Here is a 26,018-nt window from a genome sequence, read left to right as displayed (position 1 = left end):
CTTCCCCATGCATCGACATCCCGGGGCGGTGCGCAGCGACTGTATTCAGTTTGTTGTTTCAGTTCTTTGGTAGGTCAGTACGGTGAAGCTATGGTCGAAATAGAAGTTCGGGTAAAACGGCGCCACCGCGGTGTCCACTTTCATGGCCGGGTCGACGCCCCCTTCGGCGGCGACCAGGTACACGCGATCGCGCTGCGGGTCGAGCGCCAGCGTTCGCGCCGTCGGCCGGGTGGTGATGGCCTGTTCGAGCCGGTAGCTGTCGGCGCCCAACTGGTCGATCACCAGCAGGTTGGCGTCCACGCCGTTGGACGCGTAGATGCGGCCGGTGGCGGGGTTGAACGCCACGCCATCGTTGCCGCGGCCGATCGGCAGGCTCGCCACCACGGCGCCGGTGTCGGCGTCGAGCACGGCCAGCAGCGGCCGCTCGCTGCGGCAACCGACGAAGACGCGCCGGCTCTTGGCGTCGTAGTCCAGCCCGGTGGGCTGGCTGCAGGGCGCGGTCGACCAGGTTGCCGTGACCGCATGCGTGCGGGCGTCGATGCGCACCACCGCATCGCGGTCGCGCTCGGCCACGAAGATGTGGCCTTGGCCGTCCGGGGCCGACGCCTCGATCTTGTGGCTGGGCAGCGGCAGCGTGGCGACGGGCTGGCCGCTGCGGGCATCCAGGAAGGCGACCTTCCCGCTGTCGCCCATGGTGAAGAGAACCTGCCCGGTCACCGGTTCGTAGCTGCCCGCATCGGCGTCGTCGCCGAAGCGGATGCGTCGGACCGTCTTCAGCGACGCCAGCTCGAACTCGGTGGTGGTGCCGTCTCCGTTGACGGTGTAGCCGCGATCGAGTTGGGGCACGAGGATCGCCTTGTTCGCACCTTCGGAATCGGCGATCGTCGCAACGACCTTTTGTGCCGCCACGTCGAACACGGTGGCGCCACTATGCCGACGGCCGATGAACAGGTGCGAGCGGGCGGCATCGTAGGTCAGGTAATCCCACCCCGGCGCCTTGCCCGGCAGGGTCACCGCCGAACCGAGACGGTAGAAGCGCGTCGCGGCATGACCCGGCGACGGCAGCAGGGCGAGGCCGAGCAGTGCGATCGAGATGGCAGCCAACGGGATGCGTGGCCGCGTCTTTTCCTGTTGATGGTCCGGATGCATCACTGACTCCTATCGGCCCAGCGAGTACCACAGCACTTCGCCGCCCTTGCCGTGCTCGCCGGGCGAGGCGGCCAGGTAGAGGCGGTCCAGCTGCGGCACCACGATGCCCGACTTGGCGCCGGTCGCGCTGGGGATGCGCGGCCGCGCGGCGTAGAGGTCGGGGGTGACCTGCTGGAACACGCCGAGATAGCCGTCGCCGCCGGGCACATACACGCGCTTCCTGGCGCTGTCGTAGAACAGCCCGTCCGAAGTCGCCGGCGCATCCAGGCTGGCCACGGTGGCACCGGTATCGGTGTTGAGCACGAGCAGTTTGCTGGGGCTGCGGGTGCCGACGAACAGGCGGTGGCCGGCCTCGTCCAGCGCCATGGTCAGGTTGGTCTGGGCGCCGCTGAGCGGCCAGCGCGCGATCACCTTGAACGTCTTCTTGTCGACGACGTCCACTTCGTTGTGGTCGGCCACGTTCACGAACAGCCGGTTGCCGTGCTGCTCGTCCTTGACCGCCTCGGTGTGGTCCGAGTCGAACCGCAGCTTGGCGTACACATGGCCGGTGAGCGGATCCACCTCGTTGAGGAAGCAGTCCTTCATGTCCACGTCCTTGCCGCCGGTGACGATGTACAGGTGGCCGGTCGAGGTGTCGTATTCGGCCGAGTCGGCGCCGGGTTCCAGCGCGAGGTGGCCCACGACCTTGTAGGTGGTGGCATCGAGTACCTTGGTCATGCCCTTGCCGCTGTCGGTGACGATCAGGCGGTTGTGCTCGGGCAGGTAGATGATCGCGTGCGGCGTCTCGAAACCGGTGAGGGTGCGCTCATGCTGGCCGGTCTTCAGGTTGAACAGCTCGAGCGTGCCGTGATCCTCGGCCGCCAGGAACAGGCGATTGCCCTTGACGTCAATACCGAAGTGATCGAAATCGCCGGCGTACCCGGGCTTCCAGCTGGTGCTGCGCCCGGCCAGGGTAGCCGTCGGGTCGGCCACGGCCGCCGCTGCCGGCATGGGTTCCATCAGCTTCGCCAGCGAGGGAATCTTCGCGCGCAGCTCGTCGCGGATCGCAAACCCTTCGCGCTGCAGCGCCGCCTTGTCGTCGCCCGGCTTGTACGGAAGCACGATGCCCGCCGCGCCGAGCGTCCGGCCCTTGGCGTCGAGCAGGCGCGTCTCCACCTCGAAGCGGTTGCCGTTGACCTCGAGGTTGGGGATGCCGGTGTTGATCGCGCGCATGTCGTCTTCGTCGGCCGCCTTGCCGAAACGGCCGATGCTCGATCCCACTACCACGTTGGTCGACGTGCCCGGCGGCACGGCGTGCAGCATCAGGATAAGCAGCCTGGGATGCGCGGCCATGGTCTGCTCGACCAGCTGCTGCGCATAGGTATGGGTGGGAACGGCCGGATTGAACTGGTAGGGCTGGGTCAGATTGCCGACGTTGGAAATTTTCCGGCTCAGCTGGTCGCGCACCGCCTCGGCCCGCTTCTCCAGTGCCGCCTTGTCGTCGCCGGCCTTGTACGGATACACGACGCTGAGCGCGCCGATGCGGTCGCCGGTGATGTCCAGCAGCGGCAGCTCGACCTCGAAGTGGTCGCCCGCCTTGTTGACCTCCAGGTTCGTCTTGCCGTTGTTGACGACATTCATGTCGTCCTCGTCGGCCTTCTTGCCGATGCGGCCGATGTTGGAGGCGATGATGACGTTGTCCGGCTGCTTCGGCGGCGTCACGTGCATCGCCAGGATGGCAATGTCGGGGTGCGCCTCTAGCGTGCCGTCCACCAGCTCCTGGGCATAGATTTTTGAGGGAACCTGGGCAAACAGCGATGGGGCCAGCAGGGCAGTAGCCAGAAACAGTGCGGAACGAACCATGGAAACTTTCCTCGACGGCTGGATGGCTGGATGATTGCAGCGGCGATTGGCGATTGGCGAACGGCGTCAGGTGTCCTTGAAACGACGGGCTTGTTGCCTGAAACGCGCCTCGAAGGTCCAAGGCACGGCTGCACCCTAGATGCATCACCTTGCGGATACCTGTAGCCATTCTTAAAAGATATTCAGGGGCGGATGTGCGCCGCGGGCAGCCGCGCAACACCATGCCGTGGCGGGTCTGCGAAGCCGCCGGTCGATGGCTGCGCAGGTACGGTGCTCCACCGCCCGGGCCATCGCCTCGCGTGCGGCGGTTCGGTGCGCACAGGGTTGTGCGACGCATCATCGGTTTCGCGCGCCGCTATCCTAGACTCGCTGCACCAGTGTCAATCGGCTGGGGCAGCATGAAAATACTCATCGTCGAAGACCAGCAACGCCTGGGGACGTTTCTCAAGCAGGGGCTGAGCGAATGTGCCTACACCGTCACCTGGGTGGTGACGTGTCGGGAGGCGCGCGACGCGCTCGCGGAAACCAGCTACGACGTCATCATTCTCGACCTGAGCCTGCCGGACGGTGACGGACTGCATCTGCTTTCCGAATGGCGCCGGGCGGGTTTCAACGAACCGGTGCTGATCCTCAGTGCGCGCGACAGCGTGGAGGACCGCATCAAGGGACTCGACCTCGGCGCCGATGATTATCTCCCGAAACCCTTCAGCTTCGAGGAGCTGCGCGCCCACGTCCGCTCACTGTTGCGCCGCCAGTCGGCGGTCAAGCAGACGGTGATCACCCACCGCTGCGTGCGAATGGATCTGCTGGGCCACACGGTCAAGCTGAAGGAGCAAAACGTCGACCTCACCAGCCGGGAATTCGCGTTGCTCGAGATCTTCATGCAAAACGTGGGGCGCACCCTTACCCGCTCGTACATCTCCGAAAGGATCTGGCCCGGCCTGACGGACAACAACCTGCTGGACGTCTACATGAGCCGGCTGCGCATGAAGCTGGAGTCCAATCCGGCCGAACCGCTGTTCAAGACCCTGCGCGGGATCGGCTATCAGCTGGTATGAAGTCGATCGGTGCGCGCATCACGTTCTGGTATGCGTTGAGCGCCACGCTGACTGTCGCCAGCCTGTTCATCGCCGGGTACCAGCTCCTGCAGAACTACGTCATCCGCGACCTGGATCTGCTGAACGCCACCGAGTTCCAGCAGATCAAGGCGCGCCTCGGCTCGGACTATCCGTCGCTGAACCGGGAAGTCATCGAGGAACGCATACGCCAGACCACGGAATATGCGTCGGTATTGTTCTACATAAGCATCGATTCGCCCAGTCGCGGGAACCTGTTCCGCTCGAAGAACCTGGCCGGCAATCCGCTGCCCGACGTGCCTAAAAGACATGTCTTCGAGGGCGTCATGCCGGGCGTCGGCGAGTTGCGGATAGCCGAGTTCGTGCTACCGCCGTTCGACGTCAGTATCGGCACGCCCATGGGTCAGGTCCGGAGGACCATGGTCGCCTACACCGAAGTGTGCCTCGCCCTGCTCATCGGCATGCTGCTGGCCAGCATCGCGATCGGGCTGGGGCTTTCCCGCGTGATGCTGCGCCCGGTTCGCCTGATCGGCGAAACGGCAAACCGCATCCGCTCGGACAACCTGACCGAGCGGATTGCCGTTACCGGCGTCGAGGACGAGATCTCGGGCCTGGCCACCCTGCTCAACCAGATGTTCGACCGCCTGGAATCGTCGTTCAACCAGGTGCGCCAGTTCGCGGCCGAGGTATCGCACGAGCTGAAGACGCCGCTCTCCCTGGTGAGGCTGCATGCCGAGAAGCTGCTGGTCGAGGGCAATCTGGGCCATTCGCACGAGGAAGCGGTCCTCGTCCAACTGGAGGAACTGGCCCGCGTCAACCAGATGGTCGATGAGCTGCTGTTCCTCTCCCGCGCCGAGGCGCAGGGAATCCGCATGGATCTCGTGGTGCAGGATCCCCACCGGTTCCTGCGGAGTTTCGAGCAGGACGTCCAGGCTCTCACCGAGCACCGGGGCTGCCGTTTCAGCTGTACCCACTACGGCGAGGGGCTGGTTGCTTTCGAGGAGCGCTGGCTGCGCCAGGTCGTCCTGAACATCCTCACCAATGCGCTCAGGATGTCGCCTCCCGGAGGCCTGATCACGCTGCGCTCGGAGCTGGAAGGCCATATCTGGAGGGTAAGCATCGAAGACGAGGGCCCCGGACTCACGGACGACCAGTACGAACGCGCTTTTGAGCGCTTCGTCCGCTTCAACCAGGTGAACACCGAAGACAAGGGCAGTGGCCTGGGCCTCGCCATCTGCCGCAGCATCATCCAGCTTCACAACGGACGCATCCACGCCGAATGCGGCACCGGGGGTGCCGGTTTGCGGGTGGTATTCGAGATTCCTGCAATCCACCACGACACAGTCGACAAGGTGCACGCGGCCTTTTGATTGCGTCGGGGACGGTGTCGGTGCAGCGGGAAGTTTTGCCGGTCGCAGCCGGACTTCCGCGAACGTTGCGCGGGATCGCCCCCAGTGCGAAGGTGGCGCGCGACATGTCGGCTCACCGTGTGTCCCGGCGATGAATCGAAGGGTCCCGGTGCACTTTCTGTGGCCCCCGACATGCTTCGCTTTCGCCCGATTCCGCAAAGGCCGCCCGATGCTCCGCGACGCCACCCCCGCCGATTTTCCCGCCATCCTCGCCCTCAACGAGGCGTTCGTGGCCGTGCTCAGTCCGCTCGACGGCGCGCGGCTGGCGCGGCTGCATGCGCAGGCGGCGCTGCATCGGGTGATCGAGCGGGAGGGGCGGGTCGAGGCGTTCCTGCTCGCGTTCCGCGAAGGGGCGGACTACGACAGCCCCAACTACCGCTGGTTCGCGCAGCGCTATCCGCATTTCCTGTATGTGGACCGCATCGTGGTGGCCGGCGACGCGCAGGCGCGCGGCGCCGGTCGCCGGCTGTACCGCGAGCTCTACGCGCTGGCGGTGCGCGACGCGGTACCGCTGGTCACCTGCGAGTTCGATCTCGAGCCGCCCAACCCGGCGTCCGAGCGCTTCCATGCCGGGCTGGGTTTCCGCGAAGTCGGCCGGCAGCAACTGCATGGCGGCCGCAAGACCGTTTCGCTGCAGGCGCTCGAAGTCGGCGCGGGTGACACGCCGCTGGCCGGCCACGGCTGACGGCTGTCCCCGACCGCCGCCGGGAAATCCGCCACCTTGCCGCGGCGGCAAGGAGCTATGCTGGCCGGGCGATCACGCCAGGAGCTTCCCGCCATGACCACGGTCTCCGGCAAGACGAAAAACGGGTTCGACTACGCAGGCGATTACGAGCAGGCGAGTGCCGGCCGCGTCATCTGGACGGCGACGTTCCGCCGCGACGGCGATTACGCCGGCATGCGGCATGGCTGCCTCTATGGCATGCAGGGTGTCGCGCCGGCGGCGCTCGACGACCTGGTGAAGGCCGATGTCGAGTCGACCTGGACCAACGCGACCTGACCGGCGCTTGCCCCGGCCACGCCGCGTCTCCCGCGCCGGGTGTGTCGAACGGCACGTGCTGTAGTCGATAATGTCCGCTCTTTCGACTGCCGGGCATGACCGTGACTGACCATCGGCAGCCGTTGCTGCTGCTCCCCGGATTCCTGTGCGACGAAGACCTGTGGCGCGACCAGCTGGCGGGCCTGGCCGACGTCGCCGACTGCCGGGTGGCCGACCTGGGCCATGCCGACAGCATCGCCGCGCTGGCGCAGCAGGTGCTGGCGACGGCGCCGCCGCGCTTTGCGCTGGCGGGCTTCTCGTTCGGCGGCTACGTCGCCCAGGAAATCGCCCGGCAGGCGTCGCCGCGCATCGAACGGCTGGCGCTGCTCGACACCTCGTTCCACGCCGATACGCCCGAGCGCATCGCGCAGCGCCGGGCGGCCAACCGCACGGTCAGCCTGCCCGGGAAGTTCCGCGGCATGACCGAGCAGCTGCTGCCGAGCTTCGTGGCGCCGGCGCGGCTGCACGATGCGGCGCTGGCGCAGCGGATCAACGCGATGACCTTGCGCCAGGGCCGCGAGGTGTTCATCCGGCAGAACGCGATGCTGCGCGAGGATGGCGCCGCGGTGTTGCGCGGACTGGCCTGCCCGGTGCTGGTGCTGTGCGGCCGGCTGGACGCGCTCACGCCGCTGCCGCTGCACGAGGCGATGGCGGCGCTGATGCCGCAGGCAAAGTTGGTGGTGGTCGAGGACAGCGGCCACATGAGTCCGATGGAGCAGCCCGCGGCGGTCACCGGGGCGATGCGGACATGGTTGTCGGCGTAGGCCGGCTGTTACCGGCGCCGGACCACGGCGCGTGTTTCGGACCAGGGGCCGCGGGTTTCCGGGTCCACCGCGGGAGGGCATGTCGATGATCGGTTTGCGCGTTCGGACGGTATCCGACAGGGCCTTCGCCGTCGGGCTCGGGCTGAAGGGCCTCGACGGCATCGGCGAGGTCGTCGGCGGGCTCTGGCTGCTGCTGCTCGGGCCGCTGCGGTTGCAGGCCTGGATCGGCGCGCTGGTTGCGCCGGAATTGCGCCAGGATCCCGACGACATCATCGCGACGCACATCCTGCATTGGGCCGCGCAGTTCGACCAGGGCTCGGTGCTGTTCGCGGCGATCTACCTGCTGTCCCACGGCGTGGCGAAACTGGTGGTGATCGTGGAGATCCTGCGCGGCAGGCTGTGGGCCTACCCGGGCCTGATCTGGCTGACCGCCGCGTTTGCCGCCTACCAGATCTACCACATGGCCGTGGCCGGCCCCTCGTTCGCGTTCGTGGTCTTGACTCTGTTCGACCTGCTGATCATCGCGCTCACCGTGGTGGAGTACCGCAAGCTGCGGCATCACGCCGGCGGCTGAGCTGGCGGCGCGGCGCACGCGGCTGTCCGCGTGTCCGGACGCGGCGCGGCGGCTGTCCGCGGACAACGCGCCGAGCTTGCGCGCGAAGCCGCCCGATGCAGGCGAGACAAGGCTTCGCGGGCACTCCAGCGGGTTGGCACGGCGATTGCACTTCTATACCGCACAGGGAATCCACCCATGCGGAGACACATCATGAAATACGAATCGATGATCCTGGCCGGCCTGTTCGGCGCCTGCTTTGCCCTCTGCGTGCTGGTGCTGGGCGCCATGCTGACGATGACCGCGTCGCCGGTACAGCTCGCCGGCGCGCACGCGGCGACGACGGTTGCGTCGGCCGCCCAGGCGGGCTGAGGTCGCGGCCGCGGAGGCCGGCGCCGACCCATGGCTTTGGTCATGGGTGATCGCGGGATGGATTGGGTAGCATCGGGAGTTCGATCCACGATGAGAAACCCGACCATGAAGCATCCCGTCGCGCTGGCCCTGGCCATCGCCCTGTCGTCCGGCTCCCTCGCCGCCTGCTCCGACGCCGGCTCCGACAAGAAGAACGCCGCCGCGCCGCAGGCGCAAGCCAGCGTGGTGGTGGCCGACGCCGGCAATCCGTTCTTCAGCGAAAGCCCGCTGCCGCTGCACTACCCGCAGTTCGACAAGATCAGGGACAGCGACTTCGCGCCCGGCTTCGACCGCGGCATGGCCGAACACCTCAAGGAAGTCCAGGCGGTCGCCGACGCTGCCGAGGCGCCCACGTTCGACAACACCATCGTGGCGCTGGAGAAATCCGGGCAGATCCTCAGCCGCACCTCGACCGCGTTCTTCAGCCTGGTCGGCGTGGACATCAACGACGCGCGCAAGGCGATCCAGGCCGAATACGCGCCGAAGCTGGCGGCGCACCGCGACGCGATCTCGTTGAACCCGAAGCTGTTCGCGCGCATCCAGCAGCTGTACGACACGCGCGACAGCCTGGGCCTGGACGCCGAGGGCGTGCGCCTGGTCGAGCGCTATCACACCGACTTCGTGCGCGCCGGCGCCAGGTTGTCCGACGCCGACAAGGCGCACCTGAAGGAGATCAACGGCGAGCTGGCGAAGCTGGGCACCCGGTTCAGCCAGAACGTGCTGGCCGAGGTGAACGACTCCGCCCTGGTGGTCGACACGAAGGAAGAACTCGCCGGCCTCACCGACGAGCAGATCGGCGCCGCCGCCGCCGCCGCGAAGGCGAAGGGCCTGGACGGCAAGTACGTGATCGCCCTGCTCAACACCACCGGGCAACCGCCGGAAGCCCAGTTGCACAACCGCGCGCTGCGCCAGCGCCTGCATGAGGCGTCGATCGCCCGCGGCAGCCGCGGCAACGCCTACGACAACACCGCGATCGTCGCGCAGGTGCTGAAGCTGCGCGCCGAGAAGGCGAAGATGCTCGGCTATCCCACCTACGCCGCCTATGTGCTGGCCGACGAGACCGCGAAGACGCCCGAAGCGGTCAACGCCATGCTGACCAAGCTGGCGCCGCCGGCGGTGGCGAACGCGAAGCGCGAGGGCGCGGCGATCCAGGCGATGATCGACAAGGAGCAGAAGGCGAAGGGCGAGCCCACGTTCGCGCTGCAGCCGTGGGACTGGGCGTACTACACCGAGAAGGTGCGCGCAGAGAAGTACGACTTCGACGAGAGCCAGCTCAAGCCCTACCTGGAGATGAAGAACGTGCTGGAGAACGGCGTGTTCTACGCCGCCGGCCAGCTCTACGGGCTCAGCTTCAAGCAGCGCACCGACCTGCCGGTCTACAACCCCGACGTGCTGGTGTACGACGTGTACAACGCCGACGGCAGCCAGCTGGCGATCTTCCTGGCCGACATGTACGCGCGCCCGTCCAAGCGCGGCGGCGCGTGGATGAACTCCTATGTCGAGCAGTCCGCGCTGACCGGCAACCTGCCGATCGTGGCCAACCACCTCAACATCACCAAGCCGGCCAGCGGCCCGACCCTGCTGACCTGGACCGAGGTGACCACGATGTTCCACGAGTTCGGCCACGCGCTGCACGGCATGTTCTCGAACGTGAAGTACCCGTACTTCAGCGGTACCAGCGTGCCGCGCGACTTCGTCGAGTTCCCGTCGCAGGTCAACGAGATGTGGTCCGACTGGCCGAGCGTGCTGGCGAACTACGCCAAGCACTACCAGACCGGCGCGCCGATGCCGAAGGCCCTGCTGGACAAGGTGCTGGCCACCTCGAAGTTCAACCAGGGCTTCACCACCACCGAGTACCTCGGCTCGGCGATGCTCGACCAGAGCTGGCACCAGATCGGCGCCGACAAGATCCCCGCGGCCGGCGGCGTGGTGGCGTTCGAGGCCGCCGCGCTGAAGGCGAACGGCACCGACTACGCGCCGGTGCCGCCGCGCTACCGCACGCCGTACTTCAGCCACATCATGAGCGGCTACGCGGCCGGCTACTACGCCTACATCTGGTCGGAAGTGCTGGACGCGAACACGGTGGAGTGGATCAAGGCGAACGGTGGCCTCACCCGCGCCAACGGCGACCGCTTCCGCGCCACCCTGCTCTCGCAGGGCGGCAGCAAGGACGCGCTGCAGCTGTTCCGCGATTTCGCCGGGCACGAGCCGCAAATCGAGCCGCTGCTGAAGCGTCGCGGGCTGGATGCCGCGGCCGACTGATCCGGAACCGCCCGTTGGAAACGAAGCCGCCCGGAGCGATCCGGGCGGTTTTTTTTGCATCCGGTCACACCAGGATCGCCTTCCGGGAATCCGCCGGTGATCGAAGAGCGGTGCAGGTGGCTGCCATCGGATTGCCCCAAGTGATCCATTGAACCGCCCCAGCCATTCAAGAAGAATCCGGCGCAGGAACCCGCTCCATCACCTACATTTGCCGCGACAAGGACGTCCATGCATCGTCTCCCGGGCCTCGACCTGCTGCGCGCCATCGCCATCGTCTGGGTGATGTTGTTCCACTCGTACATCGTCGGCGGGCTCGGCCCCGATTTCGCCTGGCTGTCGCGCTACGGCTGGGCCGGGGTGGACATCTTCTTCGTGCTCAGCGGCTTGCTGATCGGCAGCCAGGTGCTGCGGCCGTTGCAGCGCGGCGAGCGGCTGTCGTTTCGCGGGTTCTATGCGCGGCGGGCCTGGCGCATCCTGCCGACGTTTGCGGTGGTGCTGGCGCTGTACGTGTTTTTCCCCGCGCTGCGTGAAGTGCCGGGGTTGCAGCCGTGGTGGCAGTTCGCCACGTTCACGCTGAACCTGCTGATCGACTACACGCACAACCAGGCGTTCTCGCACGCGTGGTCGCTGTGCGTGGAGGAGCACTTTTACCTGGTCTTTCCGCTGCTGGCGTGGTGGCTGACGCGGCGGCCGTCGACGTGGAAGTGCCTGGGCGTGTGCGCGGGTGTGGTGGTGCTCGGCATCGCCCTGCGCAGCGCGGTATGGCTGCACGACGCGGCGATCGATCCGCCGCGCAACTGGTTCATCGAAGACATCTACTACCCGACCTGGATGCGCCTGGACGGCTTGCTGGCGGGCGTGCTGCTGGCGGCGTTGCGGGTCTTCCGGCCACAGGCCTGGACGCGGTGGCAGGCGCGTTCGAACGCCGTGCTGCTAGGCGGCCTGGCGATGTCGTGCCTCGCGTTCTGGCTGTTCCGCGAGCGCACCGGCCTGCTCGCCAATGCGCTGGGCTGGCCGCTGCTGTCGTTCGGCTTCGGCCTGCTGGTATTTGCCGGCGCAGACCGGCACAGCCTGATCGGCCGCTGGCGCGTGCCGGGCGCGGGCTGGCTGGCCGCGGTTTCCTACAGCCTCTACCTCAGCCACAAGATCGCCTTCCATCTGGTGCAGGTGACGTTCGGCGCGACGTTGCAGGGACAGCGCGCGCTCGCGTTCGCCACCTATGCGCTGGCCGTACTGCTGCTGGGCGCGGCGCTGCATTACCTGGTCGAGCGCCCGTTCCTGCGACTGCGCGAACGCGGCAAGGCCGGCGCGAATCCGCTCGCCGAGAACCGCAGCCCGGCCTGCGGCGCCGGCTACTGACTCGACAGGCCAGCGGCCTCAGTGCACGTAGTTGAGCGCCACCGCCGGGGTGACCGTGGTGGCGGTGGCGTGGCCGCCGGTGATCACGCGCACGCCCACCAGCATGCCTACGCGGGCGCTCCAGTTGTACTCGATCGCCGGCGCGAAACCGAACGCCGTGCTGGTGCCGGAATCGCTGCGCAGGGGTGAGGTTGTCTGCGCGCTGCCGGGAAGCGCGACGCCGCCGCGCACGCGAGTGGCGCTGTCGTGGCGGTAGGTGAGGTCGAGCGCGAGCACCCAGCGCTGGCTCAGGCTGTATTCCCACGCCGCGTTGACGAAGAAGGAACGGCCGGGTCGGGCGCTGCCGCGGAAGCCGTCGGGCGTGCCGTAGACGCTGACGTCCTCGACCTCCGCCGTGCCGGAAAACGACTGCGCCACGTTGAAGCGCATGCGCAGGATGCGGCCGTTGCCCAGCCAGAAGTACGTTTGCGTGTTGAGCTGCAGCGTGGTGGTGCGGGCGCCGCCGCCGAGGCCGTCGGCGGGGCGGTTGCCCAGCCGGTCGTACTTGCCGGTGGGCAGCGTTTCCTGCAGCTGCAGCGAGATCGCGGGAAGCCAGCTGCCCTCGTGGAACTGGGTCAACCGGTACTGCGCCTGCACGCTGACGTCGCCGAAGCCCACGCCGGAACTGCCGGGGCCGCCATCCACCCGGTTGTAGCCCAGCACCGGCACCAGCCCCACGGTGAGCCGGTCGGTGAGTCCGTACAGCATGTAGGTGAGCGAGCCGTAGCCGTCCGCATGCGCCGAGTGCACGTCGTACAGGTAGGGCTCGACCAGGACGTGGCCGCGCGGCAGCGTCGCCGCCGAGTTGGCCAGCATCGGCCCGGTCCACCATGCATCGTCCAGCGACTGGCGTGGTGCCGGCGCGCTCTGCGGGTACGCCGTCTGCAATGGCAAGGCGATGCCCAGCACGCCGCACAGCAGCAGGATCCGGCGGCCGCCGGGCCGGTTCTTGATGATCGGTCCCGCCCTGCCTTTCCCCGCACGCATGCGTCGTTCTCCCTGCCACTGATCTTCGATTGCCCGGACCGTCGCCGCCGCATGCGGTGCACCGCCGTCCCAGCCGGGAGGACGCACAGCATGCTTTCGATGAACGGGGTGCGACACCCCGTTTTTTGCCATGCCATGCGCAGCGGGCCGGCCGCGACGGCGCGCGGTCGACGGCGCAGGATACATCGGCCGCCGGGGCGTGCCGGTTGCATTGGCGGGGCCGTGGCGACACGCTGTGGTGCATGCACCCACGGGACCGGTCCATGACGATGAAATCCCTGCTGCCCCTTGCCCTGTGCGGATGGTCGGTCCTGTTCGCCGCCACGGAGGCGGCCGCCCGGCCCGATGCGCAGAAGACCCGCGCCTACATCGACCACGCGTGGACCACGCTGACCCGCTCGATGGACGACTGCTCGGCGCTGGGCGACAGCAAGGTGGGCACGCGGCCGCTGCTGTACCTGCCGGCAAACCTGCCCGCGCCGCCGGCACTGGCCGCGATGCAGGCGCATTGCCGCGTCGAGGTGCAGGTGCTGCCGCGGGCGATCGGCGAGCTGGGCGACATCGCCCCGGCCACGCTGCCACGGCAGGGCCTGCTCTACCTGCCGCATCCGTACGTGGTGCCGGGCGGCTTCTTCAACGAGATGTACGGCTGGGACAGCTACTTCATCGTGCTCGGCCTGCTGGCCGACCAGCGCACGGCGCTGGCGCGCGACATGGTCGACAACGCGCTGTTCGAGGTGCGGTACTACGGCGCGGTGCTCAACGCGAACCGCAGCTACTACCTCACCCGTGCGCAGCCGCCGTTCCTCGGCGCGATGATGCGCGCGCTGCTGGACGACCCGGCCAGCTTCAAGGACCAGGCTGCCGCGCGCGCGTGGCTGCAGCAGGCGTACCCGCTGGCGGTGCGCGACCACGCCACGTGGACGCGCAGGGAACACCTGGCCGGCGACACCGGGCTGGCCCGTTACTACGATTACGGCGGCGCCGCGCCGGTGCTGGAGATGCGTGACAGCAGTTACCTGCGCGGCGTGATCGACTGGCTGATCGCGCACCCGTCGGAGGATCCCGGCTACCTGGTCAAGGCCTCCGAGCATCCCGACGCGGCGGAAGTCGTGCGACTCAAGGCCGCCAGCTGCGACGTCGAGGCCTCGAAAGTCTGCGCCGGCGCCTGGTCGAAAGGCTTTCGCCTGAGCGCCGACTACTACCTGGGCGACCGCGCGATGCGCGAGTCCGGTTTCGACACCACCTTCCGCATGGGCCCGTTCGGCGGCTCCACCCACCACTACGCGCCGGTGGATCTGAACAGCCTGCTGTACCGCTACGAGCGCGACCTGCACGACTTCGCCGTGCAGCTGGGGCGCACGGCGGATGCCGCGCACTGGGCCGATGTCGCCGCGGCGCGGCGCGCGGCGATCGACAAGTACCTGTGGCGCGCCGACCAGGGCATGTACATGGACTACGACTTCGTGCACGGCAAGCCGTCCGGCTATCGCTTCGTCGCCACCTACTACCCGCTGTGGGCCGGCGCGGCCTCGCCGCAGCAGGCCGCGGCGCTGCGCGGCAGGCTCGGTGTTTTCGAGCGCAAGGGCGGCCTGCAGATGAGCGAGCACGCCAGCGGCGCGCAGTGGGATGCGCCGTTCGGCTGGGCGCCGACCAACTGGCTGGCGGCGGCCGGGCTGGACGCCTACGGCTTCCACGACGACGCCCGCCGCATCGCGCGCGAATTCACCGCCACCATCGACCGCAGCCTCGCCGCCGACGGCACCATCCGCGAGAAATACAACATGGCCAGCGGCAACGCCGACGTGAAGATCAGCGCCGGCTACACCGCCAACGTGATCGGTTTCGGCTGGAGCAACGGCGTGTACCTGAAGATGCAGGCGCTGTTGCAGGAGCGCACCGGAGGGCCGGTAAGGGGCGCCGGCGAGCGCAGCGACAGCGCGCTCGCCGGCGGGTCACGCCCCTGACGCGGACTCAGGGTGCGGCGAGGCTCGCGGTCATGGCGCGTCCGCTGCTGCACTTGAGGTACGGCGAAGCGCCCAGCCAGCGCGCATCGGGATAGTAGGAGAACACGTACTGGCCGCCCTTGAGGGCGTCGATCAGCGGCCGCGCGATCGCGGTACGCACGGCCGGGCAGCCATAGCTGCGGCCGATGCGGCCCTGTTGGTGGGCAAGGGCGGGGTTGACGTAGGACGCGCCGTGGATCACCAGCGCGCGCTCCAGCGCATGGTCGTTGGTGCCCGGCTCCAGCCCTTCCATCCGCAGCGAGTAGCCGTTGTGCCCGGCGTAGGTGCCCAGCGTGCGGAACAGGCCCAGGCTGGACTGCAGGCTTTCCGGCATGTTCGAGAACCTTGTCGCCAGGTTCTCGCCGGTGTTGCGGCCGTGCGCCACCAGCTCGTGGTACAGCAGCTTGCGCTTGGCCAGGTCGAACACCCACAGCCGGGGTTCGGTCGAGGGCTTCGAATAGTCGATCACCGCCAGCCGGTCGGACGGCGGCTGGCCTTGTGCGGCGGCGCACTCGGTGGCGGCGAGCGCGAGGCCGATCACCTTTGGGTTTGCGTTCGGGGCGAGCTTGCTGAGTGCGTCCTGCAGCGACGGCGTGGCGGCGTGGGCCGCGGCGAAGCAGGCAGCGAGAAGCAGGGTCAGGGTGGCGACGGGGCGCAGGAGTCGGCTCATCGGAACGGCTGGGCGTGGGCGTCATCGGACACAATGCCGTCCATGCTAGCAGCGCCTCGTTAAGAACCCGTCGGCCGCGGCCGCATGCGCCGGTCGTTTGCGCCGGCGGGATGCTGTGTTATCACAGCAGGCCATACTCGAACAGGATCGTGTCGTGCCGCCCATCCGTTGCCGTTTCCTGCAGGCCCTCGCCCTGTTGATGCTGGTGCTGGCGGGCGCGCTGCATGCGCAGTCCGCGGTCGAGCAGCCGTTGAGTCCGGTGGCCGAGCAGATCCGCGAACGGGTCGAGCAGTGGCGCGTCGCGCATGCCGACGGGGATGCCGCCACGACGCCCGGCAACGTGGTGGCCGCTTTCTACGAGCAGAACCGGTTCGCGCCGGCCTGGACGCGCCCGGGCGACCTCGACCAGCTGCTTTCCGCGCTGCGCGACGTGGCCGGCGACGGTCTCGATCCGGAAGACTACGGATTGACCGAGCTGCAGCGCCGGCGCGCCGTGCTGGCCGATCCGCAGGCCGCGCCGGCGCAGCGCGCGCAGTTCGACGTGCTGGCCACCGATGCATGCCTGGCCGCGCTGCTGCACCTGTATCGCGGCAAGGTCGACCCCGCCACGCTCGACACGCACTGGAACTACGACCCGCGCCAGCTCGACCAGGCGCAGGGCCTGAAGGCCGTGCGCGATGCGCTGGCCCAGGGCACGATCGGCGACCTGTTCGCGCGCGCGCGGCCGCAGCATCCGCTGTACGGCCAGCTGCGCACGGCGCTGGCGAAGCTGCGCGAGGTGGCGGCGCAGGGCGGCTGGCCCACGATCGCGGACGGCCCCACGCTGAAGCCGGGCAGCCACGATGCGCGCGTGCCGGCGCTGCGCCAGCGGCTGCAGCGGGGCGGCTATCTGGTGGGCGAGGGCGCGGACGACCTGTACGACCCGGCGCTCGAGGCCGCGCTGAAGCAGTTCCAGCGCGAACAGTACCTGGCCGCGGACGGCCACCTGGGCAAGGCCACCCTGGCCGCGCTGAACGTGCCGGTCGCGGCGCGGATCGACCAACTGCGCGTGAACCTGGAGCGCGCGCGCTGGCTGCTGTACCAGCTGCAGGGCGATTTCGTGGTGGTCGACATCGCCGGCTACCAGGTCGCCTACTACAAGGACGGCAAGCCGGTGTGGCGTTCGCGCGTGCAGGTGGGCAAGCCGTACCGCAGCACGCCGGTGTTCAAGTCGAAGATCACCTACCTCACGCTCAACCCGACCTGGACGGTGCCGCCGACCATCCTGAAGAACGACATCCTGCCGAAGCTGCGCAAGAACCGCGGCTACCTCGACGCCAACCGCATCCGCGTGCTGGACAGCCAGGGCCGCGAGCTGTCGCCGGCCAGCGTGAACTGGGCCAACCCGCGCGGCATCGTGCTCCGCCAGGATGCCGGCCCGGGCAATTCGCTGGGCCGGCTGGTGATCCGCTTCCCGAACGACTACGCGGTCTACCTGCACGACACCCCGCACCAGGAGCTGTTCGCCAACGAGCAGCGCGCGAACAGCTCCGGCTGCATCCGGGTGGAGCGCCCGCGCGAACTGGCCGAGCTGCTGCTGGACGATCCGGTGCGCTGGAACCGCGCGGGGATCGACCGCGCGATCGACACGCTGAAGACGCAGACCGTGATGCTGCGCGAACCGGTGACGCTGCTGCTGGCGTACTGGACGGTGGACCTGCGCGAGGATGGCCGGGTCGGCTTCCGCCCCGACGTGTACCAGCGCGATCCGCCGCTGCTCGCCGCACTGCAACGCCCGCGCGTGTCGCCGTGGCAGTCGGCGGCCGCGCCGCAGCCCTGAGGCAAAAAAGGCCGCGCCGGCGGGAAGAGCCGGGCGCGGCCAAGGCTTGAACCGATCCACTGCCAATGCATCGGGTGCCGGCGACGGAGCGATCCGCAGCGGCCCGCGCAGTCTGGCGGGGGCGCGTCTCACGGATCGGGACGGGCTTGATCCCGGTCGCCCTGACCGGGATCAGGGCGACCGGGCGGCGCGGCCGTCACCATCGCCGCCGGCGGGCGCCCGCGCCCGTTCCGACCCGTCGTCCGCAACCCTGCTTGAGGAGAAACCCCGATGCTGTTCCAGGTGAAGGAGCTTGCCGGCCACGCCGGCGCCGTGGTCGCCGCCGTGCTCGCGCTCGAACCCAACGCGAAGGTCGCCTGCGATCCCGCCGCCGGGCAGATCGACGTGGACGCGCCGCTGACTTCCGGCCAGATCATCGCCGCGCTGCAGGCCGCCGGCTACGCGGCCGAGCGCCTGTCCGAGCCGCGGCAGATCCACGTCAGCGGCGGCAGCACGTGCTGCGGCAGCTGCTCATGACGCGCTGACGTCGCCCGCGCCGCGCGGCCGCGCACGCGGCTTGCGCGGCCCCGGCGCGGAGCGGCGGCCCTGCGCCGCGTCGATCGCGTCGATCCAGCCCGCACGCGCCTGCGGGAACGCGTCCGCGTAGGGCACGTACGGCTTGATGTCGAGGATCGGCGTGCCATCGAGCAGGTCCACCCCGCGCACCCGCAGCGCGCCTTCCTCCACCGCCACCAGTTCCACCGCCGACAGCCCGAGCGCGTTCGGCCGGTGCGGCGAGCGCGTCGCCAGCACGCTGCGCTTGCCGCCGCCGCGCGGCGGGCGCACCTCGGCCTTCCAGCCCTCGCTGCGATGGAAGGCGAACAGCAGCCAGATCCGCTCGAAGCCGGCGAGGTCGCGGAACGCCGCCGCGGGGAAGCCCGCCACGAACTCGACCACCGCTTCGGCCGCCGCCCCGGTCTCGGTGCCGGCCACCACGGTGGGCTGGTGCGGCGCGTCGATGCGCGCCGCATACGGCGAGCGCACGAAGGCGATCGGATGGCAGCAGAAGGTGCCGGAGGTATCGTGCATGGCGGTCATGTGCGGCATTATCCACCCTCGCACCGCCTCTCCACGGTTCCGCGAACCGTTCCCCGCCGAGGACGACATGAAATTTCTCGTGATGATCTACTGCGACGACGCCTTGCTGGACGCGCTGCCGGACGGCGAGTTCGACCGCATGATGCGCGGCTGCCTCCACCACGCCGACGCCTTGCAGGCCGACGGCTGCCTGCTCGGCTCGCAGCAGCTGGAACACCCGGCCACGGCGCGCACCCTGCGCGTGCGCGGCCAGCGCAGCAGCGTCGTCGACGGTCCGTTCGCCGAAACCAAGGAGTACCTGGGCGGGTTCAACCTGATCGAGGCCGCCGACATGGACGAGGCGCTGCGGATCGCCGCGGAATTCCCGTGGGCGCGCACCGGCGCGATCGAAGTCCGCCCGGTGCGCGACATGGATGCCGTCAGGCGGCGGGTGGGCGCGTGAGCATGCGCGACGACGACGATTTCGAGCCCGGCCAGGACTTCGACGACGAGGACGACTCGGTCGAGGCGAAGGTCTGGCAGTTGCTGCTGCTGATCAACCCCGGCGACGAGGAGGGCGCGCTGCAGCAGTTCGCCGACTACCGCGAGGCGGTGGCGGACGGCGACGAGGCCGAGCCGGTCGAGCTGGTCGGGCGGGTGATCGACTGGCGCTCCGGCTTCATGGTCGACGCGGGCGATCTGCGCACGCTGGTGCAGGCGCTGGACGAACTGGTCGCGCGCTGGAACCTGTCGATCGACTGGGGCGGCGATCCGGACGACGACGACTTCTTCGACGACATGGACGCGTCCGGGCTGCTCTCGATCGCCTACGACCGCCTGGCCGAATCCGGCTACACCCTGTGGCTGTGGGAAGCCGACGGCGACCGGCAGGCGGGCTGGATGACGCTCGCCCGCGACAGCGAGCCGATGCGCGAACTGGCCACGGCGCTGCACATCAACCTGCGCCTCGGCAGCGACGCCGGCTGACGGCGGAACCCACGGGAACGGAACAACCATGCTGCAATTGATCGGCTTCGACGGCGACGACACGCTGTGGCACAGCGAGGGCTACTACCGCCAGGCCAGCGAGGCGTTCGCCGCGATCATGGGGCGCTACGTGGACCTGGGCGACCGGCACGTGCACGACAGCATGCTGGCCACCGAGCAGCGCAACCTCCAGCTGTTCGGCTACGGCGCCAAGGGCATGGCGCTGTCGATGGTGGAAACCGCGATCGCGATCAGCGAAGGCCGCGTCAGCGCCGCCGACATCCATCGCCTGGTCGAGCTGGGCAAGACCGTGCTGCAGCATCCGGTGGAGCTGCTGCCGGGCATCCGCGAGGCGGTCGAGGCGGTGGCGGGGAAGTACGAGGTGGTGCTGATCACCAAGGGCGACCTGTTCCACCAGGAGAAGAAGGTGGCCGAGTCCGGGCTGGCCGATCTGTTCCGCCGCATCGAGATCGTCTCGGAGAAGAACGCCGCCACCTACCGCCGCGTGCTGGGCGAGTTCGCGCTGCAGCCGGCGCAGTTCGCGATGGTCGGCAACTCGCTGCGCTCGGACATCGAGCCGGTGCTGCGGCTGGGCGGCTGGGGCGTGCACATGCCGTACCACGTGACCTGGGCGCACGAGCTGGAGAACGGCCTGGATGCCGACGAGCCGCGCCTGCTCACGGTGGATGCGCCGGCGGCGATCCCGGCGGCGGTGGAACGCTTGCGGGAACTCGCCGCGGCCTAGGAGCCTGAGCGGTAGAAATCTTCCGGGCTGCAAATCCGACTGCGCGGTCCATCTTTCCGCCACTTCTTGGCCCATAGAACCGCTATGGGCCGGCGAAGCGTCGAAAAGCTGTCCTCGCGCAGTCGAATTTTCGCCTCGGAAATTTCTACCGCCCAGGCTCCTAGTCGTCGAAGCCGGTGTAGCCCTCGGGGAAGATCGGCGTGCCGTCCGCTTCCAGGCCCAGCATGTCGGCCAGCGCCTTGGCGGCGGCGGCCTCGGCGATGCCCTTGTCGCGGAAGCTGCGGTTTTCGCAGATCGCGTAGTACACCGGGAAGCCGTGGCGGCGCGGGGTGACCGCCAGCCACGCCGCGTAGCGCGAGCCTTCCAGCGTGGCGCCGGAGCGGGCAAGGTAGTCGTTGAACTCGCGCTCGGCCATGGGCGACGGCTCCGGTCGGAAAGTGTGCAGTGTATAGCGCGCCGCGCTTGCCTCATCATGGCGCGATGACCGCCGACCACCTGCCGCCGCCGCGCATCGTGCTGGACACCAATGTGTGCCTGGACCTGTTCGTGTTCCGTGAGCCGCAGTCCGCGGCGCTGCATGTGGCGATGCAGGATGGCACGATCGAGGCGGTGACGCGCGCCGATTGCCGCGCCGAATGGCTGCGCGTGCTGCACTATCCGCAGCTGCCGGTTACCGACGCCGCCCGCCCGGCGATCGAGGCGGCGTTCGATGCGCTGGTGCGCTGCCTGCCGGACGAACTGGCCACGGCACCGGCCGATGCGCCGTTGCCGCGTTGCGCCGACCCGGACGACCAGAAGTTCCTGGAACTGGCGCAGGCATCGGGCGCGCGCTGGCTGGTCAGCAAGGACAACGAACTGCTGAAGCTGGCCCCGCGTTGCGCGCGCGATGCGCTGTTCTGGATCGGCCTGCCGCAGGCGTGGTCGCTGCGCAAGGGGTAAGAGCCTGAACAGGCTCCCGGCGTCGCATCGCCGCCGGTACGCCGCCGTGGTGTACTTGGGTGCCCGCCTGTCGAGACGCACCCGTGCTCACGTCACACATCATCGACTGCCCGTATTGCGGCGAGCCGATCGAGATCCTGGTCGACGCCTCGGTGCCCAGCCAGCAGTACATCGAGGACTGCCAGGTGTGCTGCCGCCCGATCACGCTCAGCGTGGAGATCGATGCGGACGGCGAGCCGCAGGTGCGTGCATCCGGCGAGAACGACGCCTGAAGCTCAGGCGGCCGCCAGCTCCGCCGACGTGACGATGCCGATGCCTTGTGCCTGCAGCGTGGCGCGCGTGGCCTCGTCGCCGGCCGGCGCCACCGGGCGGCTCAAGTCCCACAACACGCTGGCGCGGAAGCCGAGGTCTTGCGCGTCCTGCGCGGTCCACAGCACGCATACGTCGCGCGCCAGCCCGCACACGAACACCTCGTCCACGCCGCGCTCGCGCAGCCAGCCGGCCAGGCCGGTGCTGGGGCGGCTGCCGTGCGGGCCGTGGTTTTCGCGGAAGCCGCTGTAGGAATCCACACCGGGGTCGCTGCCCTTGCGGATCACTGCGTCGAGTGGCGACCAGTCGATGCCCGGGTGCAGTGCGGCGCCGGGCGTGCCCTGCACGCAATGCTCCGGCCACAGCGTCTGCGGCTGGCCGTACAGGGTGATCTGTTCGAACGGCGCGCGGCCGGGATGCGAGCCGGCGAACGAGACGTGCCCGCGCGGGTGCCAGTCCTGGGTGGCCACCACGTGGCGGAAGCGGCGCTGGCGCAACAGTGCGTCGATGCTCGGCACGATCGCGTCGCCCTGGTGGCAGGCCAGCGTGCCGCCGGGCATGAAATCCGGCTGCACGTCGACCAGGATCAGTGCGCTGCGCGGCGAGAGTGGCTGGTTCATGGGCTGGCTTGCGCGGATGTTCCGGCGAAGTCTAGCGCGCGGCGCGCCCTCCGCGGCGATGCTCCATAATGCGCGATGCAGTGGCAACACGGTCCAGGGGTGCGCGATGCAGTACGACCAGTCATGGATGGGTTACGGGATCGTCGGCGGGATTCAGGCCGGCCTGATCGCCGCGGTGGCAGGACTGCTGCTGTTTTTCGTTTTCCACTGGCTGGGCCGGCGCAACGGCTGGGGCTGGGGGCCGCAGATCGGCTGGTCGTTCCTGCTGGCGACCGCGCTGACCGCCAGCGGCGACCTGTGGAACCTGTTCTATTTCAATTATGGGCAGCTGCAGTCGCTGCAGCTGCTGAAGGTGAAGCTGGCCGAGGTGCACGACCCGGACCACATCGGCCTGCGCGCACTGTGCGAACTGCTGGGCGCCGCGCTGGGCATCTACCTGGGCTGGGCGCTGTGCAGCGGCGACTGGCGCCGGCGCTTCGGCGGACGCGGGTAGGCGTCCAGCGCGCCGGTTCGCCAGCGTGCCCGGTCACGCTCGCGGCCATCAGGCTAGGCAGCCGGGCGACCCGGCGCATGGCGGATACTCCGGGCCGGCGGGTTACAGCAGCGGGTCGAACAATCGTGCCACGTGCATCGCCACCCGGCCGAGGTAGGGCGTGTCGCGGTATTCGCGCTCGTCGATGGCCTTCGCGCGCTCGAAGTCCGCGCTGAGCATCGCTGCGACTTCGGCGGCGAAGGCGTGGTCGACGGCGAGGGCGGCGACCTCGAAGTTGAGCCGGAACGAGCGGCTGTCCAGGTTCAGGCTGCCGATCGCGGCGGTGTCGCGGTCGACCAGCAGCGCCTTCTGGTGCAGGAAGCCGGGCTGGTAGCGGAACACCCGGATGCCGGCGCGCACGGCGGTGTAGGCGTGCAGGGTGGAGGCGAGGAACACGGTGCGGTGGTCGGGTCGCGAGGGGATCAGGATGCGCACGTCCACCCCGCGCAGCACCGCCAGCTGCAGCGCCGCGCGCACCGCATGGTCGGGCACGAAGTACGGCGTGCTCAGCCACACGCGCTGGCGCGCCGCGTTGATCGCGGCGGTGAAGAACAGCGAGCCGGTTTCCTGCGGATCGGCCGGGCCGCTGGCCACCACCAGCGCACTGGCGTCGCCATCGGCGGGCGGCGCGGGCGGCAGCGGCGGCGATGCGCCGGTGATCCATCGCCAGTCCTCGGCGAACAACTGCTGCAGGTCGGCCACCGCCGGCCCGCGCAGTTCCAGCTGGGTGTCGCGCCACGGCGCCAGCGGCGGTTTCAGGCCCAGGTATTCGTCGCCCACGTTGAGCCCGCCGACGAAGCCGCGCGCGCCGTCCACCACCACGATCTTGCGGTGGTTGCGGAAGTTCAGCTGCAGGCGGTTGCGCCAGCGATGGGTGGCGAAACGGTGGATCGCCACGCCGCCGCCGCGCAGTTCATCGATGTAGCGCTGCGGCAGGGCGTGGCTGCCGATGCCGTCGAACAGCACGTATACGTGCACGCCGGCCGCGGCGCGATCCAGCAGCACCTGCTGCAGGCGCCGGCCCAGCGCGTCGTCGTGGATGATGAAGAACTGCACCAGCAGGCAATGTTCGGCCGCGGCCATCGCCGCCAGCATGGCGTCGAAGGCCGCGGCGCCGTCGATCAGCAGGCGCAAGCGGTGGCCGCTGCGGAACGGCCGGCCCTGCAGCGCGCTGATCGACGCGTAGCGGGCGCAGGCCGGGTCGGCCGACGGCGCGACGCCCGTGGCCGCGGGGTGCGGTTGCAGATGCCTGATCCGATAGCCGCGGAAGCGGCTGGAACCGAGGTAGAGGTACGGCAGCAGGGTGACGTACGGCAGCAGCAGCAGGCCCAGGGTCCAGCCGATCGCGCCTTGCGGCGTGCGCGTGTGCATCACCGCATGCATCGCCGCGAGCATGCCCAGCAGGTGCAGCAGGACGATGCAGGCGGCGATCATCGCGGGTAACCGGATATCACGGCCGGGCGCTCAGTCGCCCAGCAGCCGGTCGGCGAGGTTGCGCGCCTGCTGGCAAATCTCCGGCATCGCGGTGGATTCCCACAGCGTGCCGCGCAACAGGCTGCCGATGGCGAACAGGTGGGGCCAGTGCTGGCCGTCGTGCTGCAGGCGACCGTCCGCGCTCGCCGTCACGCCGAGGCCGAGCGGATCGGGCACGATGTGCGCGTTGGTGAGCAGCTGGCTGACCAGCCGGTGGTTGCTGCGGCGCACGTCGGTATCCAGGCCCACGGTCTGGATCACCAGGTCGGCGTCAAGCAGCCGGGTCGCGCCGGCATGGCTCACGCTCAGTTGCAGCGCGTCGCCGGCGACGCCCACCGCGTGCACGCGCCCGCGCCGGCGTTGCAGCCGGCCCTCCTGCTCCAGCGCGGCGATGGTTTCGCGCACCTGCGGCGGCATGCGGTGGCGCACGCGTTCCCATGCCCAGCGCGCGTGGCGCATGAAGCGCGCGCGCTGCTCCGCCGCCAGCTCGGCCCACAGGCCGGGCAGGTGCGGCCGCAGGCTGTCGATGACGGGGCGCCATTCGGTGCCTTCCTGCGCGATCGTCTCGCGCAGCAGGTGCATCCAGCGGCGGATCTCCGGCGCGTCGCGCATCGCCTCGACCAGTTCGGCGCCGTCGCCGGCAGGCGTGCCGGCAGCGTGCAGGTGCGCCTCGGGCAGCAGGCCGTGGCGCGAAACCGCGACGAATTCGGCCTGCGGCCAGCATGCGGACAGTTCCAGCACCACGTCGACCGCGGTCAGTCCCAGGCCGATGATCACCACCCGGCGCGGCGGCGGTTGCCGCTCGTCGAGCCGGGCCAGCAGGCGCCATGGATCGACCTCGTAGCGGCCGCTGGCCAGCGCGGCAGCGCCGACCGCGGCCAGCGGCTGCGGCGGCAGCGCGCCCAGCGCCAGCACGGCCGCATCCGCCCGGTGGCTTTCCTCGCCATGGATCACGGTGACGCCGCCCGGCTCGGGCACCAGCGCATCGACCGCGAACGGGACGATGTTGACGTCGTGCCCGTGCAGCTTGCCCTGTTGCAGTGCGCGCGCCACCTCGGCCTCCAGGTAGTCGCCGTAGCGGCGGCGCGGCAGGAAGTCGGTGCCGGCGATGGCGGGGTCGTCGCGCTGCACGAAGTCCAGGAAGCCGCGCGGCCTGCCGGCGAACATGCTCATCGAGGCCGCGCGCACGTTCAGCAGATGGCGGTCCGAAGCGGTGCCGTAGGCCACCCCGCGCGCAGGGGTGCCGCCGCCGGTGAACCAGTCCAGGTGCAGCGGCTGCGGCGATGCACGCTCCAGCAATTCGCTGAGCAGGGTGGCGGCGGCGGCACCGCCGCCGATGATGGCGACCCGTCGATACATGGGATTCCCTGTGCGTCTGGTGTCGTGCGGATCAGCCGTGCAGGCGGCCGGCAATGGCGCTGCGTCGTGGCTGCGGCGCGCTCCATTGCCCGGTGGGCTCGGCCCGCTCGTAGGCGAAGTACTCGGCCAGGTTGCCGCCGTAGACGTGGAGCGACAGCGCCGTCTCGTGCCGCGACAGGTTGCGGCAGCGGTGCGCGTGGTGGCGGTCGCCCTCGAACCAGGTGCCGTCGCCGGGGCCGAGCCAGTCGCGGCCACGCAGGCGCAGGTCGCCGGTGGCGGCGTCGCGGAGGTACGAATGCACCTCCAGCGCACCTACCAGGGTCATTTCCAGACCCCACAACCCGGCATGGTCGTGTACCGGGGTGACGTGGTTCGGCGGCCACGCCAGCACCAGCACGCTGACCGGCGGCTTGCCGCGCTCGGCCAGCAGCCAGCGTTCGAAGCCATGCTGGCGGGTGCGCAACGAGGTCAGCCGGGTGGCCAGCGCCAACGCATCCTGATGCACCACGCGTCCCAGTTCGCGCGCCATCAAGGCGAGGTCCGGCTGCGCGGTGGTGTGCTCCAGCGCGATCGTGCGCAGGGAATTCAGGATGTTCTTGTGCTTGCCCATGCT

At 69.3% G+C, this 26,018-nt stretch carries 28 protein-coding genes; 18 read left to right on the top strand and 10 right to left on the bottom strand.

All coding sequences use genetic code 11. The features are described from left to right. Positions 1-45: 45 nt before the first annotated feature. Both RHOFW104R8_RS02675 and RHOFW104R8_RS17230 read right to left on the bottom strand, forming a co-directional pair. A complete protein-coding gene (locus RHOFW104R8_RS02675; protein ID WP_153021766.1) occupies positions 46-1,149 on the bottom strand; it encodes a YncE family protein in 1,104 nt (367 codons plus the stop codon). 9 nt (positions 1,150-1,158) lie between these two features. Then, the gene (locus RHOFW104R8_RS17230; protein WP_068097104.1) at positions 1,159-2,991 is read right to left on the bottom strand and encodes a YncE family protein; all 1,833 of its coding nucleotides are present in this window, start codon (positions 2,989-2,991) and stop codon (positions 1,159-1,161) included. Between the two features lie 398 nt (positions 2,992-3,389). Between RHOFW104R8_RS17230 and RHOFW104R8_RS02665 the strand changes: the two genes are divergently transcribed. The 9 genes from RHOFW104R8_RS02665 (at position 3,390) to RHOFW104R8_RS02630 (ending at position 11,864) form a co-directional block, all read left to right on the top strand. Further along, positions 3,390-4,049 (top strand): response regulator transcription factor, encoded by a 660-nt coding sequence (locus tag RHOFW104R8_RS02665; RefSeq protein WP_068097107.1) that lies wholly within the window; start codon positions 3,390-3,392, stop codon positions 4,047-4,049. After that, complete coding sequence (locus tag RHOFW104R8_RS02660) at positions 4,046-5,437, top strand: sensor histidine kinase KdpD (protein ID WP_068097110.1); 1,392 nt, start codon at positions 4,046-4,048, stop codon at positions 5,435-5,437. Before RHOFW104R8_RS02665 ends, RHOFW104R8_RS02660 begins: the two co-directional genes overlap by 4 nt. A 208-nt stretch (positions 5,438-5,645) precedes the next feature. Continuing rightward, entirely contained in the window at positions 5,646-6,161 is a 516-nt protein-coding gene (locus RHOFW104R8_RS02655) for a GNAT family N-acetyltransferase (RefSeq protein ID WP_068097113.1), read from the top strand. A 93-nt stretch (positions 6,162-6,254) separates the two neighbouring features. Further along, on the top strand, positions 6,255-6,476 hold the full coding sequence (locus RHOFW104R8_RS02650; RefSeq protein ID WP_068097116.1) for a TonB-dependent receptor: 222 nt from the start codon (positions 6,255-6,257) through the stop codon (positions 6,474-6,476). 101 nt (positions 6,477-6,577) lie between these two features. After that, positions 6,578-7,279 carry an alpha/beta fold hydrolase gene (locus tag RHOFW104R8_RS02645; protein ID WP_407071424.1) on the top strand — a complete coding sequence of 234 codons (702 nt, stop codon included), beginning with the start codon at positions 6,578-6,580 and terminating at the stop codon, positions 7,277-7,279. 85 nt (positions 7,280-7,364) lie between these two features. Further along, complete coding sequence (locus RHOFW104R8_RS02640; protein WP_161487738.1) at positions 7,365-7,853, top strand: DUF2127 domain-containing protein; 489 nt, start codon at positions 7,365-7,367, stop codon at positions 7,851-7,853. A gap of 192 nt (positions 7,854-8,045) precedes the next feature. Next, entirely contained in the window at positions 8,046-8,204 is a 159-nt protein-coding gene (locus RHOFW104R8_RS17560) for a hypothetical protein (RefSeq protein ID WP_161487739.1), read from the top strand. Positions 8,205-8,309: 105 nt separating this feature from the next. Then, on the top strand, positions 8,310-10,505 hold the full coding sequence (locus tag RHOFW104R8_RS02635) for a M3 family metallopeptidase (protein ID WP_068097125.1): 2,196 nt from the start codon (positions 8,310-8,312) through the stop codon (positions 10,503-10,505). A gap of 228 nt (positions 10,506-10,733) precedes the next feature. Continuing rightward, positions 10,734-11,864 carry an acyltransferase gene (locus tag RHOFW104R8_RS02630; RefSeq protein ID WP_068097129.1) on the top strand — a complete coding sequence of 377 codons (1,131 nt, stop codon included), beginning with the start codon at positions 10,734-10,736 and terminating at the stop codon, positions 11,862-11,864. Between the two features lie 18 nt (positions 11,865-11,882). Here RHOFW104R8_RS02630 and RHOFW104R8_RS02625 read toward each other — a convergent pair whose 3' ends face one another. After that, the gene (locus tag RHOFW104R8_RS02625) at positions 11,883-12,890 is read right to left on the bottom strand and encodes a transporter (protein ID WP_235604271.1); all 1,008 of its coding nucleotides are present in this window, start codon (positions 12,888-12,890) and stop codon (positions 11,883-11,885) included. Between the two features lie 263 nt (positions 12,891-13,153). Here RHOFW104R8_RS02625 and RHOFW104R8_RS02620 point away from each other — a divergent pair, with 263 nt between their 5' ends. Further along, positions 13,154-14,857 (top strand): trehalase family glycosidase, encoded by a 1,704-nt coding sequence (locus RHOFW104R8_RS02620; protein ID WP_068097133.1) that lies wholly within the window; start codon positions 13,154-13,156, stop codon positions 14,855-14,857. 7 nt (positions 14,858-14,864) lie between these two features. Here the strand turns inward: RHOFW104R8_RS02620 and RHOFW104R8_RS02615 are convergent, their stop codons facing one another. After that, positions 14,865-15,566 carry a murein L,D-transpeptidase catalytic domain family protein gene (locus tag RHOFW104R8_RS02615; protein ID WP_068097135.1) on the bottom strand — a complete coding sequence of 234 codons (702 nt, stop codon included), beginning with the start codon at positions 15,564-15,566 and terminating at the stop codon, positions 14,865-14,867. Between the two features lie 199 nt (positions 15,567-15,765). Between RHOFW104R8_RS02615 and RHOFW104R8_RS02610 the strand changes: the two genes are divergently transcribed. Both RHOFW104R8_RS02610 and RHOFW104R8_RS02605 read left to right on the top strand, forming a co-directional pair. After that, complete coding sequence (locus tag RHOFW104R8_RS02610) at positions 15,766-17,385, top strand: murein L,D-transpeptidase (protein ID WP_153021771.1); 1,620 nt, start codon at positions 15,766-15,768, stop codon at positions 17,383-17,385. A 270-nt stretch (positions 17,386-17,655) separates the two neighbouring features. Next, positions 17,656-17,901 carry a hypothetical protein gene (locus RHOFW104R8_RS02605; protein ID WP_068097138.1) on the top strand — a complete coding sequence of 82 codons (246 nt, stop codon included), beginning with the start codon at positions 17,656-17,658 and terminating at the stop codon, positions 17,899-17,901. On the opposite strand, the gene tsaA is transcribed toward RHOFW104R8_RS02605, so the two are convergent. Then, complete coding sequence (gene tsaA / locus RHOFW104R8_RS02600; protein WP_068097242.1) at positions 17,896-18,462, bottom strand: tRNA (N6-threonylcarbamoyladenosine(37)-N6)-methyltransferase TrmO; 567 nt, start codon at positions 18,460-18,462, stop codon at positions 17,896-17,898. The two genes, RHOFW104R8_RS02605 and tsaA, sit on opposite strands and share 6 nt — an antisense overlap. A 67-nt stretch (positions 18,463-18,529) precedes the next feature. Between tsaA and RHOFW104R8_RS02595 the strand changes: the two genes are divergently transcribed. The 3 genes from RHOFW104R8_RS02595 to RHOFW104R8_RS02585 are packed head-to-tail and all read left to right on the top strand — an operon-like array spanning position 18,530 to position 20,173. Beyond that, entirely contained in the window at positions 18,530-18,904 is a 375-nt protein-coding gene (locus RHOFW104R8_RS02595) for a YciI family protein (protein ID WP_068097141.1), read from the top strand. Positions 18,905-18,906: 2 nt separating this feature from the next. Continuing rightward, a complete protein-coding gene (locus RHOFW104R8_RS02590) occupies positions 18,907-19,428 on the top strand; it encodes a hypothetical protein (RefSeq protein WP_068097143.1) in 522 nt (173 codons plus the stop codon). Between the two features lie 28 nt (positions 19,429-19,456). After that, positions 19,457-20,173, top strand: a complete 717-nt coding sequence (locus RHOFW104R8_RS02585) for an HAD family hydrolase (protein WP_068097146.1) — start codon at positions 19,457-19,459, stop codon at positions 20,171-20,173. 160 nt (positions 20,174-20,333) lie between these two features. Here RHOFW104R8_RS02585 and RHOFW104R8_RS02580 read toward each other — a convergent pair whose 3' ends face one another. After that, positions 20,334-20,588, bottom strand: a complete 255-nt coding sequence (locus tag RHOFW104R8_RS02580; RefSeq protein WP_068097149.1) for a hypothetical protein — start codon at positions 20,586-20,588, stop codon at positions 20,334-20,336. Between the two features lie 65 nt (positions 20,589-20,653). On the opposite strand from RHOFW104R8_RS02580, the gene RHOFW104R8_RS02575 reads away from it, so the two are divergent. Then, the gene (locus RHOFW104R8_RS02575) at positions 20,654-21,112 is read left to right on the top strand and encodes a putative toxin-antitoxin system toxin component, PIN family (RefSeq protein WP_068097152.1); all 459 of its coding nucleotides are present in this window, start codon (positions 20,654-20,656) and stop codon (positions 21,110-21,112) included. 83 nt (positions 21,113-21,195) lie between these two features. After that, on the top strand, positions 21,196-21,384 hold the full coding sequence (locus tag RHOFW104R8_RS02570; RefSeq protein ID WP_063089491.1) for a CPXCG motif-containing cysteine-rich protein: 189 nt from the start codon (positions 21,196-21,198) through the stop codon (positions 21,382-21,384). A 3-nt stretch (positions 21,385-21,387) separates the two neighbouring features. Here the strand turns inward: RHOFW104R8_RS02570 and pncA are convergent, their stop codons facing one another. After that, positions 21,388-22,041, bottom strand: coding sequence for a bifunctional nicotinamidase/pyrazinamidase (pncA, locus tag RHOFW104R8_RS02565; RefSeq protein ID WP_068097154.1), 654 nt, complete (start codon positions 22,039-22,041; stop codon positions 21,388-21,390). A gap of 106 nt (positions 22,042-22,147) precedes the next feature. Here pncA and RHOFW104R8_RS02560 point away from each other — a divergent pair, with 106 nt between their 5' ends. Beyond that, complete coding sequence (locus RHOFW104R8_RS02560) at positions 22,148-22,534, top strand: hypothetical protein (RefSeq protein WP_068097157.1); 387 nt, start codon at positions 22,148-22,150, stop codon at positions 22,532-22,534. Positions 22,535-22,636: 102 nt separating this feature from the next. Here RHOFW104R8_RS02560 and cls read toward each other — a convergent pair whose 3' ends face one another. From cls to RHOFW104R8_RS02545, 3 genes are read right to left on the bottom strand one after another with little or no spacing between them, the layout of a single operon-like run. Next, positions 22,637-24,007 carry a cardiolipin synthase gene (gene cls / locus RHOFW104R8_RS02555; protein WP_068097160.1) on the bottom strand — a complete coding sequence of 457 codons (1,371 nt, stop codon included), beginning with the start codon at positions 24,005-24,007 and terminating at the stop codon, positions 22,637-22,639. Positions 24,008-24,037: 30 nt separating this feature from the next. Further along, entirely contained in the window at positions 24,038-25,405 is a 1,368-nt protein-coding gene (locus tag RHOFW104R8_RS02550; RefSeq protein WP_068097163.1) for an FAD/NAD(P)-binding protein, read from the bottom strand. Positions 25,406-25,436: 31 nt separating this feature from the next. Further along, a complete protein-coding gene (locus RHOFW104R8_RS02545; protein WP_068097168.1) occupies positions 25,437-26,015 on the bottom strand; it encodes a cysteine dioxygenase family protein in 579 nt (192 codons plus the stop codon). Positions 26,016-26,018 lie beyond the last annotated feature (3 nt).

Origin of the sequence: Rhodanobacter sp. FW104-R8, from assembly GCF_001617365.1 — a bacterium.
Taxonomy (GTDB): domain Bacteria; phylum Pseudomonadota; class Gammaproteobacteria; order Xanthomonadales; family Rhodanobacteraceae; genus Rhodanobacter.
The sequence above is the reverse complement of the archived record's forward strand: the minus strand, read 5'-3'. Positions and strand labels throughout refer to the sequence as shown.

Bases quoted from the DNA above. Each gene is read 5' to 3' on its own strand.
- RHOFW104R8_RS02650 (WP_068097116.1), top strand. From the start codon at position 6,255: ATGACCACGGTCTCCGGCAAGACGAAAAACGGGTTCGACTACGCAGGC.
- cls (WP_068097160.1), bottom strand. From the start codon at position 24,007: ATGATCGCCGCCTGCATCGTCCTGCTGCACCTGCTGGGCATGCTCGCG.
- RHOFW104R8_RS02580 (WP_068097149.1), bottom strand. From the start codon at position 20,588: ATGGCCGAGCGCGAGTTCAACGACTACCTTGCCCGCTCCGGCGCCACG.
- RHOFW104R8_RS02575 (WP_068097152.1), top strand. From the start codon at position 20,654: ATGACCGCCGACCACCTGCCGCCGCCGCGCATCGTGCTGGACACCAAT.
- RHOFW104R8_RS02630 (WP_068097129.1), top strand. From the start codon at position 10,734: ATGCATCGTCTCCCGGGCCTCGACCTGCTGCGCGCCATCGCCATCGTC.
- RHOFW104R8_RS02625 (WP_235604271.1), bottom strand. From the start codon at position 12,890: ATGCGTGCGGGGAAAGGCAGGGCGGGACCGATCATCAAGAACCGGCCC.
- RHOFW104R8_RS02620 (WP_068097133.1), top strand. From the start codon at position 13,154: ATGACGATGAAATCCCTGCTGCCCCTTGCCCTGTGCGGATGGTCGGTC.
- RHOFW104R8_RS02615 (WP_068097135.1), bottom strand. From the start codon at position 15,566: ATGAGCCGACTCCTGCGCCCCGTCGCCACCCTGACCCTGCTTCTCGCT.
- RHOFW104R8_RS02635 (WP_068097125.1), top strand. From the start codon at position 8,310: ATGAAGCATCCCGTCGCGCTGGCCCTGGCCATCGCCCTGTCGTCCGGC.
- pncA (WP_068097154.1), bottom strand. From the start codon at position 22,041: ATGAACCAGCCACTCTCGCCGCGCAGCGCACTGATCCTGGTCGACGTG.
- RHOFW104R8_RS02610 (WP_153021771.1), top strand. From the start codon at position 15,766: ATGCTGGTGCTGGCGGGCGCGCTGCATGCGCAGTCCGCGGTCGAGCAG.
- RHOFW104R8_RS02595 (WP_068097141.1), top strand. From the start codon at position 18,530: ATGAAATTTCTCGTGATGATCTACTGCGACGACGCCTTGCTGGACGCG.
- tsaA (WP_068097242.1), bottom strand. From the start codon at position 18,462: ATGACCGCCATGCACGATACCTCCGGCACCTTCTGCTGCCATCCGATC.
- RHOFW104R8_RS02590 (WP_068097143.1), top strand. From the start codon at position 18,907: ATGCGCGACGACGACGATTTCGAGCCCGGCCAGGACTTCGACGACGAG.
- RHOFW104R8_RS02640 (WP_161487738.1), top strand. From the start codon at position 7,365: ATGATCGGTTTGCGCGTTCGGACGGTATCCGACAGGGCCTTCGCCGTC.
- RHOFW104R8_RS02675 (WP_153021766.1), bottom strand. From the start codon at position 1,149: ATGCATCCGGACCATCAACAGGAAAAGACGCGGCCACGCATCCCGTTG.
- RHOFW104R8_RS17560 (WP_161487739.1), top strand. From the start codon at position 8,046: ATGAAATACGAATCGATGATCCTGGCCGGCCTGTTCGGCGCCTGCTTT.
- RHOFW104R8_RS02545 (WP_068097168.1), bottom strand. From the start codon at position 26,015: ATGGGCAAGCACAAGAACATCCTGAATTCCCTGCGCACGATCGCGCTG.
- RHOFW104R8_RS02550 (WP_068097163.1), bottom strand. From the start codon at position 25,405: ATGTATCGACGGGTCGCCATCATCGGCGGCGGTGCCGCCGCCGCCACC.
- RHOFW104R8_RS02655 (WP_068097113.1), top strand. From the start codon at position 5,646: ATGCTCCGCGACGCCACCCCCGCCGATTTTCCCGCCATCCTCGCCCTC.
- RHOFW104R8_RS02560 (WP_068097157.1), top strand. From the start codon at position 22,148: ATGCAGTACGACCAGTCATGGATGGGTTACGGGATCGTCGGCGGGATT.
- RHOFW104R8_RS02585 (WP_068097146.1), top strand. From the start codon at position 19,457: ATGCTGCAATTGATCGGCTTCGACGGCGACGACACGCTGTGGCACAGC.
- RHOFW104R8_RS02660 (WP_068097110.1), top strand. From the start codon at position 4,046: ATGAAGTCGATCGGTGCGCGCATCACGTTCTGGTATGCGTTGAGCGCC.
- RHOFW104R8_RS02605 (WP_068097138.1), top strand. From the start codon at position 17,656: ATGCTGTTCCAGGTGAAGGAGCTTGCCGGCCACGCCGGCGCCGTGGTC.
- RHOFW104R8_RS17230 (WP_068097104.1), bottom strand. From the start codon at position 2,991: ATGGTTCGTTCCGCACTGTTTCTGGCTACTGCCCTGCTGGCCCCATCG.
- RHOFW104R8_RS02665 (WP_068097107.1), top strand. From the start codon at position 3,390: ATGAAAATACTCATCGTCGAAGACCAGCAACGCCTGGGGACGTTTCTC.